Below are 13,924 nucleotides of genomic sequence, written 5' to 3' on the forward strand. Positions count from 1 at the left end.
TCCCATTCAATGCAGCAACCTGATCTCGACGCGACGCAACTCTCGGTCAGCCTGCCGCGCGGCCTGACGCGGCTCGGCCTCTCGGCCAAGCTGCTGCTTTTGACCGTACTGTTCGTGATGCTGGCGGAAATTCTGATCTATTTGCCGTCGGTCGCGAATTTCCGGCGCAATTGGCTGAACGACCGGCTTGCCGCGGCCCAGGTCGCGGTGCTGGTGCTGGAAGGCGCACCCGACGAACGCCTGCCCGAAGAGAGCGAAGCCCGGTTGCTGATGGGCGTCGGCGCGCGCGCCATTGCCGCCCGCGTCGGCGGGGCACGCCGCCTGCTCAGCCTCGACTCGATGCCGCCGACGGTCGCCCGCAAGGTCGATCTGCGGGATGCGAGCTGGATGACCGCGCTGAAGGAGGCGGTCGAGATTCTGGTAGCCCCGCCGCACGACATGCCGATCCGCGTCATCGGCCAGGCCATGGGCGGGGCGGACTTCGTCGAGATCGTCATCGACGAGGCGCCGCTGCGGCGCGCGATGCTGGTCTTTTCCGGCAACATCCTGCTGATCTCGCTGCTGATCTCCATCCTGACGGCGGGGCTGGTCTATCTCGCGCTGAACTGGATGATCGTCGGGCCGATCCGCCAGCTCGCTGCCAATGTGATGGAATTCGAGGCCGATCCGGAGAATCCGCACCGGATCATCGAGCCTTCCCAGCGCGCCGACGAGATCGGCGAGGCCGAACGGGCGCTGGCGCGCATGCAGATGACGCTGGCCGGCGAATTGCGCACCAAGAAGCACCTCGCCGAGCTCGGGCTGGCCGTCAGCAAGGTCAATCACGACCTGCGCAACATGCTGGCCTCGGCGCAGCTGATGTCCGACCGGCTGGTCGACACCCGCGACGCCAAAATCCGGCGCTTCGCGCCGCGCCTGATCGCGACGCTCGGCCGGGCGATCGATTTCTGCCAGGCGACATTGGCCTATGGCCGCGCGGCCGAGGCGACGCCGCTGCTGCGCGAGATCGCGCTGCGCCAGCTCGTCGCCGAGCAGGCCGAGATGCTCGGCCTGCCCGAGAACAAGCAGCTCAGTTTCGTCAACGAGGTTCCAGCCGAGCTGATCGCGCGCTGCGACCCCGACCAGATGGCGCGCGTCCTGCTCAACCTGATGCGGAACTCCGTGCAGGCTCTGGCGCAAGAGCGGGGCGAGAACGATGGCCAGCCCGTGCTGGCGGTCAAGGCGCAGCAGCTCGACGGCTCCCTGCATTTGCGCGTCACCGATAACGGGCCCGGTGTGCCACAGCGGGCAAAGGCTAACCTGTTCCAGGCCTTTCGCGGCTCGGTGACGCCAGGCGGGACCGGGCTTGGCCTCGCCATCGCCGCCGAACTCGTCAGGCTGCATGGCGGCATGATCGAGCTCGAGCCCTCGGAGACGGGGGCGGTGTTCAAGGTGACGCTGCCGGCGCGTCGGCAGAACGGGAATTGAGCGCGGCGGCCGTCGCCATCATTGCAAGCGCCACGACGAGGGCTACTGGCTCGCCCAGATCACCCGCGCCATGAAAGCGATCTCATTTAGGCCCAGCATCCGGTCGGGATGCTCGGGGTTGAGCGAGGCGAGCTCGACGGTCTTGGCGGTCTGACGCCTGAGCTGCTTGGCCAGGACCTCGCCCTCGACCGTCTTGACCACGACGCGGTCGCCACGCCGCACCGTCGCGGTCGGCGAGACGATGATGGTGTCGCCATCGCGATAGAGCGGCAACATCGAATCACCGGCGATCTCCAGCGCATAGGCCTTCTCGTCGGCCACGCCGGGAAAGGCGACCTCCTCCCAGCCGGCGCCGACGGGAAGGCCGTCATCGTCGAAGACACCATCCGAGCCCGCCTGGGCGAAGCCGATCAGGGGAATGGTGCGCGAAGGCGCCGGCCCGCGCCGCATCACCACGCTCATGAATTCATCGAGCGAGGCGCCGGTCGCGGCCAGGATCTTGGCGATCGATTCGGTCGAGGGCCAGCGTTCGCGGCCATCGGGCCCGAGACGCTTGGAGCGGTTGAAGGTGGTCGCGTCGAGCCCGGCCTTGCGGGCCAGCCCCGAAGCCGTGAAGCCGTAGCGCTGGGCGAGCGCATCGATGGCGCTCCAGATCTGCTCATGGGACAGCATCGCGGAGGCCTCGTTCCTGATGTTTCCCGCTAAGTTGGCGGCCAGAATAGGAAGTACGCCCTATCAGAAAGATTTCAATCCGCTTCTCGCGGAAATGCGGATGAGATTTGCCCAATCCTGCTGCCAGCCGCGAGAGCCGGATGCGAAAAACCGGCTCCCACATTTTCGTATCGTGCTCTATGTCGAGGCCCCTGCGAATCCGGCGAGGCTGTGCGTGCCGCTCATCTACAAGATCTGCCCCGAAGCCTTATGGCGCGAAGCCGAGCTTTCCGGCCGCTTCAATGGCGCGCCGATCGACCTCGCCGATGGCTACATCCATTTCTCGACCGGAGCTCAGGCGCGGGAAACCGCGGCGAAGCACTTCGTCGGCCAGCGCGACCTGCTGCTGATCGCGATCGACACCTCACGCCTCGGCGAAGCCTTGCGCCATGAGCCCTCGCGCGGCGGGGCGCTGTTTCCCCATCTCTACGCCGCGCTCGACCCCAAATCAGTCCGCTGGATCGCGCCGCTTCCGCTCGCAGCCGACGGCACCCATCTCTTTCCGGAGGATGTCGCGTGATCGGCGCCCTGTTCAATCTCGCCCGCCCGCTGATCCACCGGCTCGACGCCGAAACGGCCCATCGCATGACGGTCGCGGCGCTCGCCGTCGCGCCGGCGCTGAGGCCGGCCGCCGACGACCCGGTCCTGGCGACGCAGGCCTTCGGCCTCTCCTTCACCAACCCGGTCGGCCTCGCGGCCGGCTTCGACAAGCATGCCGAAGCGGTGGACGGCGCGCTGGGCCTGGGCTTCGGCTTCGTCGAGGTCGGCGGCGTCACGCCCCTGCCCCAACCGGGCAATCCGCGCCCGCGCGTCTTCCGGTTGACCGAGGACGAGGCGGTGATCAACCGCTACGGCCTTAACAGCGAAGGCATGGAGGCGGTCGCCGCTCGGCTCCAGGCGCGGCGTGGCCGTCGCGGCATCGTCGGCGTCAATCTCGGGGCCAACAAGGACTCAGCCGACCGCTCCGCCGATTATGCCGTGCTCGCGCGGCGGCTGGCACCTGTCGCCGACTTCCTGACGATCAACATCTCCTCGCCCAACACGCCGGGCCTGCGCGACCTGCAGGCCGAATCGGCGCTCGACGACCTGATCGCACGGGCGCTGGCCGCGCGCGACGAGGCGGCGAACAGCGCCGGCCGGGTTACGCCGATGCTGCTCAAGATCGCGCCGGATCTGAGCCTGCCCGAGCTCGACGGCATCGTCGCGGTGGCGCGCAAGCGCGGCATCGACGGCATGATCGTCTCGAACACCACCGTGGCGCGCCCAGCGACCCTGCGCAACCTAGCGAAGGCCGAGACCGGCGGACTCTCGGGCAAGCCGCTCTTCCTGCCTTCGACCAGACTGCTCGCCGAGACCTTCCTGCGTGTCGAGCGCCAGTTCCCGCTGATCGGCGTCGGCGGCATCGATTCGACCGCGACCGCCTTCGCTAAGATCCGGGCCGGCGCCGATCTCGTGCAGTTCTACTCGGCCCTGGTCTTCCACGGGCCGGCACTGGCCGCGACCATCAAGGCAGGCCTCACGGCCGAGGCCCGCAAGACGGGCGTCGGCAGGCTCAGCGCCCTCGTCGGACGCGATGCCGCCGCGATCGCGCGCGGCGAGACGCTCGGAGGTTAGATTCCAAAGGCTTAGTGCCCGCTTGGAAATTCCAGCCCTCATCCTGAGGAGCTGCGAAGCGGCGTCTCGAAGGATGCTCCAGATGGTTCGGGAGCCTCCTGGAGCATCCTTCGAGACGCCATTCCCTCGGGAATGGCTCCTCAGGATGAGGGCTCGCGGAGTTTCCAAACGGTCTCTTAGAGCCTTGCTCCAGCGAAAAACCGGTTCCCGGTTTTTCGCATGCGGTGCTAGCGCCGGGAGGCGAACAGGCGCGAGAGCAGCCAGAGCGGCACCACGATCAGCGCACCGGCGATGACCCATTGCCCAATCTCGCGGACGGCCCCGAAGCCGAGATCCCCAAGCGAGCGGACAAAGCGCGCCACGACCTCGTAAAGCCCGCGTGGCGACAAGCCGAGAAACGCCATCGCCGCACCCACGAGCAGCGAGATGAAGATCAATCGGACCAGGACGCTGAGCACGGAGCCGCCGAGAAAGCCTTCGATACTGCCATTCGCCATTGCGAAAATCCCCCAAACACGAACCGATCAGACCATTGCCCGGTTGAACCGGGGCTGAATGGCGACGCGCCCCGCTGTCACCCCACCTTCATATCGTCGCGGATGCGCCTGCCGTCGCCCAGGCCGTACCGGCGATCTTGGCGGCGGCGATGACGGCCTGCGTGCGGCTGTCGACATTGAGCTTGGTCAGGATCGCGGAGACATGCGCCTTCACGGTCGCTTCGGAGACGCCGAGCTCATAGGCGATCTGCTTGTTGAGCAACCCCTCCGACAGCATCATCAGCACGCGCACCTGCTGCGGCGTCAGCGTCGAGAGCCGGCGCACCATGTCGGCGACCTCGATATCGACCGGCGAAGACAGATCGACGCCCGGCGGCGTCCAGACACTGCCGGCGAGCACGGCGCGGATCGCCTCGCCCATCTGCTCGACATCGGCCGTCTTCGGCAGGAAACCGAGCGCTCCGAACTCGATGCAGCGGCGGATCACGGTCGGCTCGTCATTGGCCGAGACCACGATGACCGGCACCTCGGGATGGTCGGCGCGCAGGAAGAGCAGGCCCGAGAAGCCCTGCACACCCGGCATCGTCAGGTCGAGCAGGACGAGATCGGCGTCAGCGCCTTGCGACAAGGCCTCGGTCAATGATTCCAGCGAGCCGACCTCGCTGACATCCGCGCCCTCGAGCGCGTGCGAGACAGCCTGCCGCAACGCGCCCCGGAACAGGGGATGGTCGTCCGCGATCACGATCCGCGTCGAAGGCTGCTTCGTCATCGCGCATATCCCTGTTCGTCTGCCGGTCGCGCCATACTGCCCCAGTCGCGACCGCGATCTCAAGCACACCGGCCTGCCGCTATCGCAAGGCCGGCGCGCGATCATGAAGGCTCTGAACCAGATCGGCGCATGTTGCAATGCAATCAGGAGACGGCCTTTCGGCGTAGTTCCTGCCGGGCTCGGCTCATCCCTCCGCCGGCAGGAGCCGTTCCAGCGCCTCGATCCGGTCAGCCTCTCCAGGCGGTTTGTCCCAGCGGATGCGGTTGATGCGGGGAAAACGCATGGCGAGCCCGGATTTATGCCGGGTCGAGCGCTGCAAGCCCTCAAAGGCGACCTCGAAGACGAGGCCGCTTGCGGCGTCATGCCTAACCTCCCGCACAGGGCCGAAGCGGTTCAGCGTGTTCTTGCGCACATAGCGGTCGATCTCGACCAACTCCTCATCGGTGAAGCCGAAATAGGCCTTGCCGACCGGCACCAGCTCCTGCCCCTCCGGGCTCTCGCGCCAGACGCCGAAGGTGTAGTCGGAATAAAACGAGGAGCGCTTGCCATGGCCGCGCTGGGCATACATCAGCACGCAATCGACCAGCCGCGCCTCACGCTTCCATTTCCACCAATAGCCCTTGGGCCGGCCGGGCAGATAGGGCGAATCGCTGCGCTTGATCATGCAGCCTTCGACGGCTTCCGCATCAGCCCCCGCCCCGGCAGCAGTAGGGTCGGCGCGCGCGGCGGCAAGGTCGTCCCAGCTCTCGAAAGGAATGACCCGCGAGAGATCGAAGCGCTCGCTGCCGAGCTTGCCGAGGAAAGCCTCCAGCCGGGCGCGACGCTCGATCAGCGGCAGCTCGCGAATATCCTCATCGCCATCGACCAGCAGGTCGTAGACGCGGATATGAGCGGGGAATTCCGCCAGCATCTTCACTGTTACCGTCTTGCGGTTCAGGCGCTGCTGCAAGGTGTTGAAGCTCTGCACGGCGTTGTCGCGCATCACCAGCAACTCGCCATCGAGCGCCCCGTCGCGCGTCAGCGCCTCGACAAGGTCGGGAAAGGCGCCGGCAATGTCCTCGCCTGTGCGCGAATAGAGCCGCGTCAGGCGCGAGCCGTCCGGCCTTGTGCCGCTGACGGCCTGGACGCGGATGCCGTCCCATTTCCATTCGGCGCTGAAATCGGCCGGGTCGAGCTTGTCGAAATCGCCGTCCTCGACCGGGTGCGAGAGCATGACCGGGCGAAACGGCGCGGGATCACTCGCCTCTGGTCGCGGCGCCCTGCCCTCCAGCCAAGCGAAAAGCGCGGTATAGGGCGGCTCCAGCCCATGCCAGACCTGCTCGACCTCGTCGGGCGCCACGCCACCGAGGCTGGCGGCGGCCGTCTTGGCCAGGCGCGAGGAGACGCCGATGCGCAGCGCGCCGGTGATGAGCTTGAGCAAGGCCCAGCGCCCGGTCTCGTCGAGCGCGTCGAGCCAGCCCGCTACAAGACGAGGAAGATCGGTCTTGCCGGCATTGCGCAGGCCGGCGACGACATCAGGCAGATGCGGCACATCATTGGCGCCGTGCCTGGCCGGCCACATCAATGCGACCGTCTCCGAGAGATCGCCGACATAGTCATAGGACAGCGCAAACAAAACCGGATCGGCCCGCTCGGCAATCAGCGCGCGAATCAGGCCCGCCTTGGCGTTGCGGAAGACCAGCCCGCCCGTCATCGCCGCGAGCGCCAGGCCGCGATCGGGATCGGGCGTCGTGCGCAGGTAATCGGCGATCAGGGCGAGCTTGGCATTGCGGCGCGGCTCATAGGCCAGGCGGTCGAGCAGCCAGGCGAAGCGGTTCATCGCGTCGCACTCCTGCCACAGTCGGCATGTGTCCACATGTTGCGTTGCATCGTTCAGCCACCATTCATGAAGGAGACCTTACCGACGAAGGCATGTTTGGGGGGATGTTGCCGATGCGCGCCGCGATGCGGTTCCTTGCCTTGAATCTCTTCGCAGCGACGATGTTGGCCGGGGCCACCGCACAGGCGGGCACCTTCTCCTGCCGCGAAACGCCGATCGTGCAGCCTGTCGCCTCTCTCTCGGCTCTCTCCGCGCGGGTCGCGCAGGGTCCTTCGCTGACGATCCTGGCGATCGGCTCCTCCTCGACCGAGGGCATCGGCGCCTCCGCCAAGGACAAGACCTATCCGGCCCGGCTCAGGGCGCTGCTCGGCAAGGCCTGGCCCAACCTCCCGATCGAGATCGTCAATGCCGGCATCGGCGGCGAGACCGCTCCGCAGACGCTCACCCGCCTGAAGACCGCGCTCGGTGCACGCCGTTACGACCTGGTGATCTGGCAGGTCGGCACCAACGACGCCGTCAATGGCGGCGATCTCGGCGCCTTCAAGACCATGGTCGGCGACGGCATCGCCATGGTGAAGCAGGCGGGGGTGAGCCTTGCCATCCTTGATCCGCAATTCTTCCCCGGCGTCCGCGAGCCTGAACGCTATCGCGATTTCGTCACGGCCATCGCCAACACGGCGCGCGGCCAGAACGTGCCGGTGTTCACCCGCTACGACGCCATGCGGGAATGGTATCGCAACGACGCCCAGGCCTTCACGAGCGCGCTGTCCTCCGACGGCTTCCATATGAGCGATGCCGGCTATGACTGCCTCGCCCGCGACATGGCGACCGCGCTCGTCGGCATGACCGCGCCCTCGCGCGCCGTGATGGCGCAGACCCGATAACATCGTTTCAGCCGGCGACGGCATTGTCCGCCTCCCCGGCCGGCTCGGCCTCGCCTTCGTCGCCATAGCCGACCAGGTGCAGCGGCTTGGCCTTGAGGCCAACCGTGCCGCACCAATGCACTAGCGCCTCGGCCTCGCCATGCGTGACCCAGATTTCGCCGGCCTGGACCTCGCGGATCGTCGCCTGGAGAGCGTCCCAATCGGCATGGTCGGAGATGATCAGCGGCAGTTCGACGCCCCTTTGCCGAGCGCGCGCCCGGATCCGCATCCAGCCCGAGGCGAAGGCGGTGACGGGATCGGGGAATTTGCGGGCCCAGAGATCCTGGATCGCGCTCGGCGGGCAGATCACGATCTCGCCGCCCAGGCTTTTGCGCTCGGCTGCGATCACCTTGCGGATATCGCCCAGCTGCGCGCCCTCAGAGATGTAGAAATCGGTGAGCTTGTCCATCGCGCCATGGACGTAGATCGGGCGATCAAACCCGGCCTCGCGGATCAGCGCCATGACGCGCTGCGCCTTCCCCAGCGAGTAAGCTCCGACGATATGCGTGCGCTCCGGAAAGAGCCGGACGGATTCCAGCAGTTTCGCGACCTCCAGATGCGCCGGCGGATGCCGGAACACCGGCAGGCCGAAGGTCGCCTCGGTGATGAAGATATCGCATGGCACCGGCTCGAAACCGGCGCAGGTCGGGTCACGCTCGCGCTTGTAGTCGCCGGAGACGACGATGCGCAGGCCCTTGGCCTCGACCACGATCTGGGCCGAGCCCAGCACGTGCCCGGCCGGCACGAAGCGGAAATCGACCGCGCCGATCCGCGTCACCACACCGGGAACGGCCTCCTGCCGCTCGCCCGCAAACCCCTCGCCATAGCGCAGCGCCATGATGGCGAGCGTCTCGCGCGTCGCCAGCACCGCGCCATGGCCGGCGCGCGCATGGTCGGAATGGCCATGCGTGATCAGCGCCCGCGCCACGGGGCGCACGGGATCGATATGAATGTCGGCCAGCGGGCAATAGAGCCCGGCCGGCGTCGGGATCAGCAACTCCGAAGGGCGCAGGTTCTGGGAGCGCTGTCTGGCCAGTGTCATTCTCCTCAGATAGACCGACGCGCATGATCGAAAAGGGTTCCGCCACGCATTCCGCCGGTTCGGGCGATTTGAACCTCGACCGCCGCTATGCCTGGGCGGAGGCCGCGCTCAAGGAGGGCGATGCTGCGGCCTGCGTCGAGATCCTCGACCAAACCCTGGCGCAAGCCTACCATTTCACCGCCGCCTGGCATCTCTACGGGCTGGCGCAGGAGGCGCTCGGCCGCAATGAGGAGGCCGCCACCGCCTGGCGGCAATGCCTGACGCTCGACCCCAACGACCATTTCGGCGCGCGGCTCGACCTCGCCCGCATCGGCGCCCTGTCGGCCGAGGAGGCGACCTCGGAGAATTTCTCCGGCGTGCTGTTCGACGGCTATGCCGAGCGCTTCGACAGCCATCTGGTCGAGACCCTCCGCTACAACGCTCCTGCCCTTCTGCAGCAGGCGCTCGCCCGCGTCTGTCAGGAGACCGGCAAACCCTTCCGCTTCGAGACCGTCTACGATCTCGGCTGCGGCACCGGGCTGATGGGCGAGGCGATCCGGGCGGAGACCGGTTTCCTCGCCGGCTGCGATCTCTCGCCGCGCATGATCGAGCGGGCGCGGGTAAAGCTGCAGGGCGACGGCACGCCGCTCTACGACAAGCTCGCGGTCGCCGGCCTGACCAGCTTCCTCACCAGCCGGCCCGACGCCTCGGCCGACCTCGTCGTCGCGGCTGATGTCTTCGTCTATCTCGGCGAACTCGCGGCCGTCTTCGCGCAAAGCGCACGCGTGCTGAACCCCGGCGGCTTATTGGCCTTCACCGTGCAGAGCCATGGTGGCGAAGGCGTGATCGTCGGAGCCGACCGGCGCTTCGCCCATGCGGAAGGCTGGCTGCGCGACAGACTGGCTGAGGCGAGACTGACGCCGCTTCTGGTCGAAGCCGCGAGCACAAGGCAGGATCGCGGCGTGGCCGTGCCCGGGTTGATCGTGGTGGCGCAGCGGGGCTAGCAGCGCGTCATGCTCGGGCGAGGCCCCACTGCTGTCCGGTTCGCCGCGGGTGCCCGATCGAAAAGCACCGTTCATTGAAGGGTTTCCAGCGGGCGGTCGCGAATGAGACAGGCGTGGGGAACCCCTCTCCCGAGTGGGAGAGGGGCAGGGGTGAGGGCAGGCCAGACCACCAGATCGCGCAAGCGGCTCCGCATCGTCTCCTGCGCTTTCAGGATGAAGCCGGCGCTGCGGCGCGGTCGCGCCTCAATAATTAGCGGCAGGCCCTCATCCCTGCCCTTCTCACTGAACTCGGGCTTGCCCGAGTTCAGCACTCAGAGTGTCGAAGTCGGGTAGACCCGACTTCGATGCGGGAGAAGGGTCCCCCGCACCCTTCATCCGGCGCTTCGCGTCACCTTCGCCCGCAAGGGGAGAGCCGTGCCTGATCCGCCCAGGGGCCCAACCCACAACCGAACAGTCGTAGGCGAAGACCCCAGCATCCCCACGCTTCGCGCGGCCCGAGAATGACGGCGGCTACGCCATTCCCCTTTCGTTCTCCTCCGCCGCGCCTTATCTCTGGCAGGCATGCCCGCCGCCCCCTCCCCGCTCCCGCCCGCCTTCTCCGCCTGGTTCGCCAGCCGCGGCTGGCATGCGCGGCCGCATCAGCTTGCCCTGCTGGAGGAGGCCCGCGCCGGGCGCTCGACCCTGCTCGTCGCGCCGACCGGCGCCGGCAAGACACTCGCCGGCTTCCTGCCCTCGCTGGTCGAGCTCACCGAGCGGGGCGGCGAGCGCGAGGGCTTGCATACGCTCTACATCTCGCCGCTGAAGGCGCTCGCCGTCGATATCGCCCGCAATCTCGAGATGCCGATCGCGGAGATGGGCCTGCCCATCAAGGTCGAGACCCGCACCGGCGACACCTCGGCTGCCAAGCGCACGCGCCAGATGGAGCGGCCGCCCGACATCCTGCTGACGACGCCCGAGCAATTGGCGCTGCTGGTCTCGCATCGCGACGCAAAACCCTTCTTCGCAAGCTTGCGCCGCATCGTGCTCGACGAACTGCACGCGCTCGTCACCTCGAAGCGCGGCGACCTGCTTTCGCTCGACCTTGCCCGGCTGCGGACGCTCGCACCGCAGGTCAGCGCTGTGGGCCTCTCCGCCACGGTGCGCGAGCCCGCCGACCTGCAGCGTTTCCTCGGGGGGACGCAGACCCCGGCAGGCCTCGTCACCGTCACCGGCGGAGCGAAGGCGCGCATCGGCATCCTGCAGACCGCAAGCCGCTTGCCGCTGGCGGGCCACACCACCGGCCACGCCATGGGCGAGATCTACAAGGCGATCGGCCGGCACAAGTTGACCCTGGTCTTCGTCAACACGCGCATGCAGGCGGAATTCGCCTTCCAGGCGCTGTGGAACATCAATGACGACAACCTGCCGATCGCGCTGCATCACGGCTCGCTCGATGTCGCGCAGCGCCGCAAGGTCGAGGCGGCGATGGCGGCGGGCCGGCTCAAGGCCGTGGTCTGCACCGCGACGCTCGATCTCGGCATCGACTGGGGCGATGTCGATCTCGTCGTCAATATCGGCGCGCCCAAGGGGGCGAGCCGGTTGATGCAGCGCATCGGCCGTTCCAACCACCGCATGGACGAGCCCTCGCAGGCCCTGCTGGTGCCCTCCAACCGCTTCGAGCTGCTGGAATGCAAGGCCGCGCTCGACGCCGTGGCGGAGGCTGCGCAGGACACGGCCGAGCCGCGCATCGGGGCGCTCGATGTGCTGGCCCAGCATGTGCTCGGCGTCGCCTGCTCCGACGGCTTCGAGGCCGGGGCGCTCTATGAGGAGGTCCGCACCGCCTCGCCCTATGCCGGGCTGACGCGGGCGGACTTCGACGCGGTGGTGAACTTCGTCGCGACCGGCGGCTATGCGCTGCGCTCCTATGAGCGCTTCGCCAAGCTGCGGCAGGACAAGGCCGGGCTTTGGCGCGCGACCGATGCCCGCGTGATCCAGCAATACCGCATGAATGTCGGCACCATCGTCGAATCGACCATGCTCAAGGTCCGGCTCGGGCGGGCGCGGGCGGGCAAGCCAGGCCAGCCCTCCCGGATCACCAGCGGCGGCCGGATGCTGGGCGAAATCGAGGAGTATTTCGCGGAGACGATGACGCCTGGCGACACCTTCGTCTTCGCCGGCGAGGTGCTGCGCTTCGAGGGCATCAGCGGCAATGAGGCGATCTGCTCGCGCGCCCCGCCCGGCACCGACCCGAAGATCCCCTCCTATAATGGCGGCAAATTCCCGCTCTCGACCTTTCTGGCCGCCCGGGTCCGCGCCATGCTGGCGAACCCCAAGGAATGGGCCTCCCTGCCCGAGGAGGTCTCGTCCTGGCTGCATGCGCAGCGCTTGAAATCGCGCCTGCCCAAGCCCGGCGAACTCCTGGTCGAGACCTTTCCGCGCGGCGGCAAGTTCTACCTCGTCGCCTACCCCTTCGAGGGCCGCCTCGCCCATCAGACGCTCGGCATGCTGTTGACGCGGCGGCTGGAGCGGGCGCGGATGCGGCCGCTCGGCTTCGTCTGCAATGATTATGGCATCGCGGTCTGGGGGCTCGGCGACATGACGGCCGCGATCGCGCGCGGCGCCTTGAGCCTCGACGAGCTCTTCGCGCAGGACATGCTCGGCGACGATCTGGAGGCGTGGCTGGCCGAATCGGCCTTGATGAAACGCACCTTCCGCAGCTGCGCCGTCATTGCGGGCCTGATCGAGCGGCGCTTTCCCGGCCAGGAAAAGAGCGGCCGCCAAGTCACGATGTCGACCGACCTGGTCTATGATGTGCTGCGCCGGCACGAGCCCGAGCATGTGCTGCTCAAGGCCGCACGCGCCGACGCCGCCACGGGCTTGCTCGACATCCAGCGGCTTGGTCAGATGCTGACACGAATCAGCGGCCATATCGTGCATCAGCCGCTGGACCATGTTTCGCCGCTCTCAGTCTCCGTGATGCTCGAGATCGGGCGCGAGGCGGTCTATGGCGAGGCGGCCGACGAGATATTGGCGGAAGCCGAAGCGATGCTGATCGAGGAGGCGATGGCGTGACCTTGGTGGCAGGATCTTGGCTGGCACGATCCGGGACAATGCCGACGCAAGGATCGACCGCGGCCTTCATGCTGGGGCGATTGGCGCTCGTGCCCGATCTGTCGGGCGCGCTCTGGCTCCCCGACGAGCGCACCCTCGTCGTCGCCGATCTGCATCTGGAGAAGGGCTCGGCCTATGCGGCGCGCGGCGTCTTCCTGCCGCCCTATGATTCGGCTGCGACGCTGGCTGCGCTCGCGGCCGCGATCCTGCAGCACGCGCCTGCCCGCGTGATCGCGCTCGGCGACAGCTTTCACGATATCCACGCCGAAAGCCGCATCGCGCCCGCCAACCTCGCGACATTGCGCCAGCTCCAGCAGGGCCGCGACTGGCTCTGGATCACCGGCAACCATGATCGCGAGATCGGCCCCGCCATGGGCGGCGAGACGGCGGCCGGCATCGAGATCGCCGGCGTCGCCCTGCGCCACGAGCCCGAAGCCGGCGAGGCCGGTTTCGAGATCGCCGGCCATCTCCACCCCGCGGCGAAAGTCAGGATGCGCGGGCGCGCCTTGCGGCGGCGCTGCTTCGCCTTGTCACCGCGCCGCTGCATCATGCCGGCGATGGGCGCCTATGCCGGCGGCCTGAACCTGCGCGACGCCGCCTTCCGCCCGCTTTTCCAGGAGGGCCTGAGCGCCCATCTGCTCGGCGACGGCCGGCTCTTCCGCATTGATGAGCGGTTGCTGTTAGCTGATTGAGCTTCCCGGGTTGCATAGGCCGGGAGCTTGTGGCATCAGGACGCCGCTTCGGAACGACGCCCGCTCTGGCAATCGCTTCTCGCGACATGCCAGACGCTTCAAGGCCCATCGATCCTGCTGCGGTAGCTCAGTGGTAGAGCACTCCATTGGTAATGGAGAGGTCGAGAGTTCAATCCTCTCTCGCAGCACCAGCAAATCCCCTTGAAATCGCGGCCTCCTTGACGCCACGGGCTTTCTGTCCATTGGCCTGCTCCCATTTGAGCGGCCCGGCTTCGACCTCCTGCATCGTCGGCTAGATCTGCTCCGCATTTCGGGGC

The 13,924-nt window shown here is 67.5% G+C and carries 12 protein-coding genes and 1 tRNA gene; 8 read left to right on the forward strand and 5 right to left on the reverse strand.

Annotated elements, in window-relative coordinates:
- The first annotated feature begins 9 nt into the window (after positions 1–9).
- Positions 10–1,467: a sensor histidine kinase gene (locus J2Y55_RS23725; RefSeq protein WP_310158493.1), complete on the forward strand. Its 1,458-nt coding sequence runs from the start codon at positions 10–12 to the stop codon at positions 1,465–1,467.
- A gap of 42 nt (positions 1,468–1,509) precedes the next feature.
- On the opposite strand, the gene J2Y55_RS23730 is transcribed toward J2Y55_RS23725, so the two are convergent.
- Positions 1,510–2,139 carry a S24 family peptidase gene (locus tag J2Y55_RS23730; RefSeq protein ID WP_310158494.1) on the reverse strand — a complete coding sequence of 210 codons (630 nt, stop codon included), beginning with the start codon at positions 2,137–2,139 and terminating at the stop codon, positions 1,510–1,512.
- 214 nt (positions 2,140–2,353) lie between these two features.
- Here J2Y55_RS23730 and J2Y55_RS23735 point away from each other — a divergent pair, with 214 nt between their 5' ends.
- Both J2Y55_RS23735 and J2Y55_RS23740 read left to right on the forward strand, forming a co-directional pair.
- Positions 2,354–2,698, forward strand: coding sequence for a DUF952 domain-containing protein (locus tag J2Y55_RS23735; protein WP_310158495.1), 345 nt, complete (start codon positions 2,354–2,356; stop codon positions 2,696–2,698).
- Positions 2,695–3,792, forward strand: coding sequence for a quinone-dependent dihydroorotate dehydrogenase (locus J2Y55_RS23740; RefSeq protein ID WP_310158497.1), 1,098 nt, complete (start codon positions 2,695–2,697; stop codon positions 3,790–3,792). The genes J2Y55_RS23735 and J2Y55_RS23740 overlap by 4 nt, the downstream gene beginning before the upstream one ends.
- A 227-nt stretch (positions 3,793–4,019) precedes the next feature.
- On the opposite strand, the gene J2Y55_RS23745 is transcribed toward J2Y55_RS23740, so the two are convergent.
- From J2Y55_RS23745 to J2Y55_RS23755, 3 genes are all read right to left on the reverse strand, one after another.
- Positions 4,020–4,289: a DUF6460 domain-containing protein gene (locus tag J2Y55_RS23745; protein ID WP_310158498.1), complete on the reverse strand. Its 270-nt coding sequence runs from the start codon at positions 4,287–4,289 to the stop codon at positions 4,020–4,022.
- An 88-nt stretch (positions 4,290–4,377) separates the two neighbouring features.
- A complete protein-coding gene (locus tag J2Y55_RS23750) occupies positions 4,378–5,058 on the reverse strand; it encodes a response regulator (RefSeq protein WP_069692587.1) in 681 nt (226 codons plus the stop codon).
- Positions 5,059–5,242: 184 nt separating this feature from the next.
- Positions 5,243–6,877 carry a cisplatin damage response ATP-dependent DNA ligase gene (locus J2Y55_RS23755; protein WP_310158499.1) on the reverse strand — a complete coding sequence of 545 codons (1,635 nt, stop codon included), beginning with the start codon at positions 6,875–6,877 and terminating at the stop codon, positions 5,243–5,245.
- A 113-nt stretch (positions 6,878–6,990) separates the two neighbouring features.
- On the opposite strand from J2Y55_RS23755, the gene J2Y55_RS23760 reads away from it, so the two are divergent.
- Positions 6,991–7,761: an SGNH/GDSL hydrolase family protein gene (locus tag J2Y55_RS23760; protein WP_310158500.1), complete on the forward strand. Its 771-nt coding sequence runs from the start codon at positions 6,991–6,993 to the stop codon at positions 7,759–7,761.
- Between the two features lie 7 nt (positions 7,762–7,768).
- Here the strand turns inward: J2Y55_RS23760 and J2Y55_RS23765 are convergent, their stop codons facing one another.
- Positions 7,769–8,842: a ligase-associated DNA damage response exonuclease gene (locus tag J2Y55_RS23765; protein ID WP_310158503.1), complete on the reverse strand. Its 1,074-nt coding sequence runs from the start codon at positions 8,840–8,842 to the stop codon at positions 7,769–7,771.
- Between the two features lie 23 nt (positions 8,843–8,865).
- On the opposite strand from J2Y55_RS23765, the gene J2Y55_RS23770 reads away from it, so the two are divergent.
- The 4 genes from J2Y55_RS23770 (at position 8,866) to J2Y55_RS23785 (ending at position 13,798) form a co-directional block, all read left to right on the forward strand.
- The gene (locus J2Y55_RS23770) at positions 8,866–9,825 is read left to right on the forward strand and encodes a class I SAM-dependent DNA methyltransferase (protein ID WP_310158504.1); all 960 of its coding nucleotides are present in this window, start codon (positions 8,866–8,868) and stop codon (positions 9,823–9,825) included.
- Between the two features lie 561 nt (positions 9,826–10,386).
- Positions 10,387–12,876 (forward strand): ligase-associated DNA damage response DEXH box helicase, encoded by a 2,490-nt coding sequence (locus J2Y55_RS23775; protein WP_310158506.1) that lies wholly within the window; start codon positions 10,387–10,389, stop codon positions 12,874–12,876.
- Positions 12,877–12,914: 38 nt separating this feature from the next.
- Positions 12,915–13,607 (forward strand): ligase-associated DNA damage response endonuclease PdeM, encoded by a 693-nt coding sequence (gene pdeM / locus J2Y55_RS23780; RefSeq protein ID WP_310158508.1) that lies wholly within the window; start codon positions 12,915–12,917, stop codon positions 13,605–13,607.
- Between the two features lie 116 nt (positions 13,608–13,723).
- Positions 13,724–13,798: transfer RNA gene (locus J2Y55_RS23785), tRNA-Thr, on the forward strand.
- Positions 13,799–13,924 lie beyond the last annotated feature (126 nt).

The sequence above is a fragment of the Allobosea sp. BE125 genome (genome assembly GCF_031456075.1).
GTDB lineage: Bacteria > Pseudomonadota > Alphaproteobacteria > Rhizobiales > Beijerinckiaceae > Allobosea.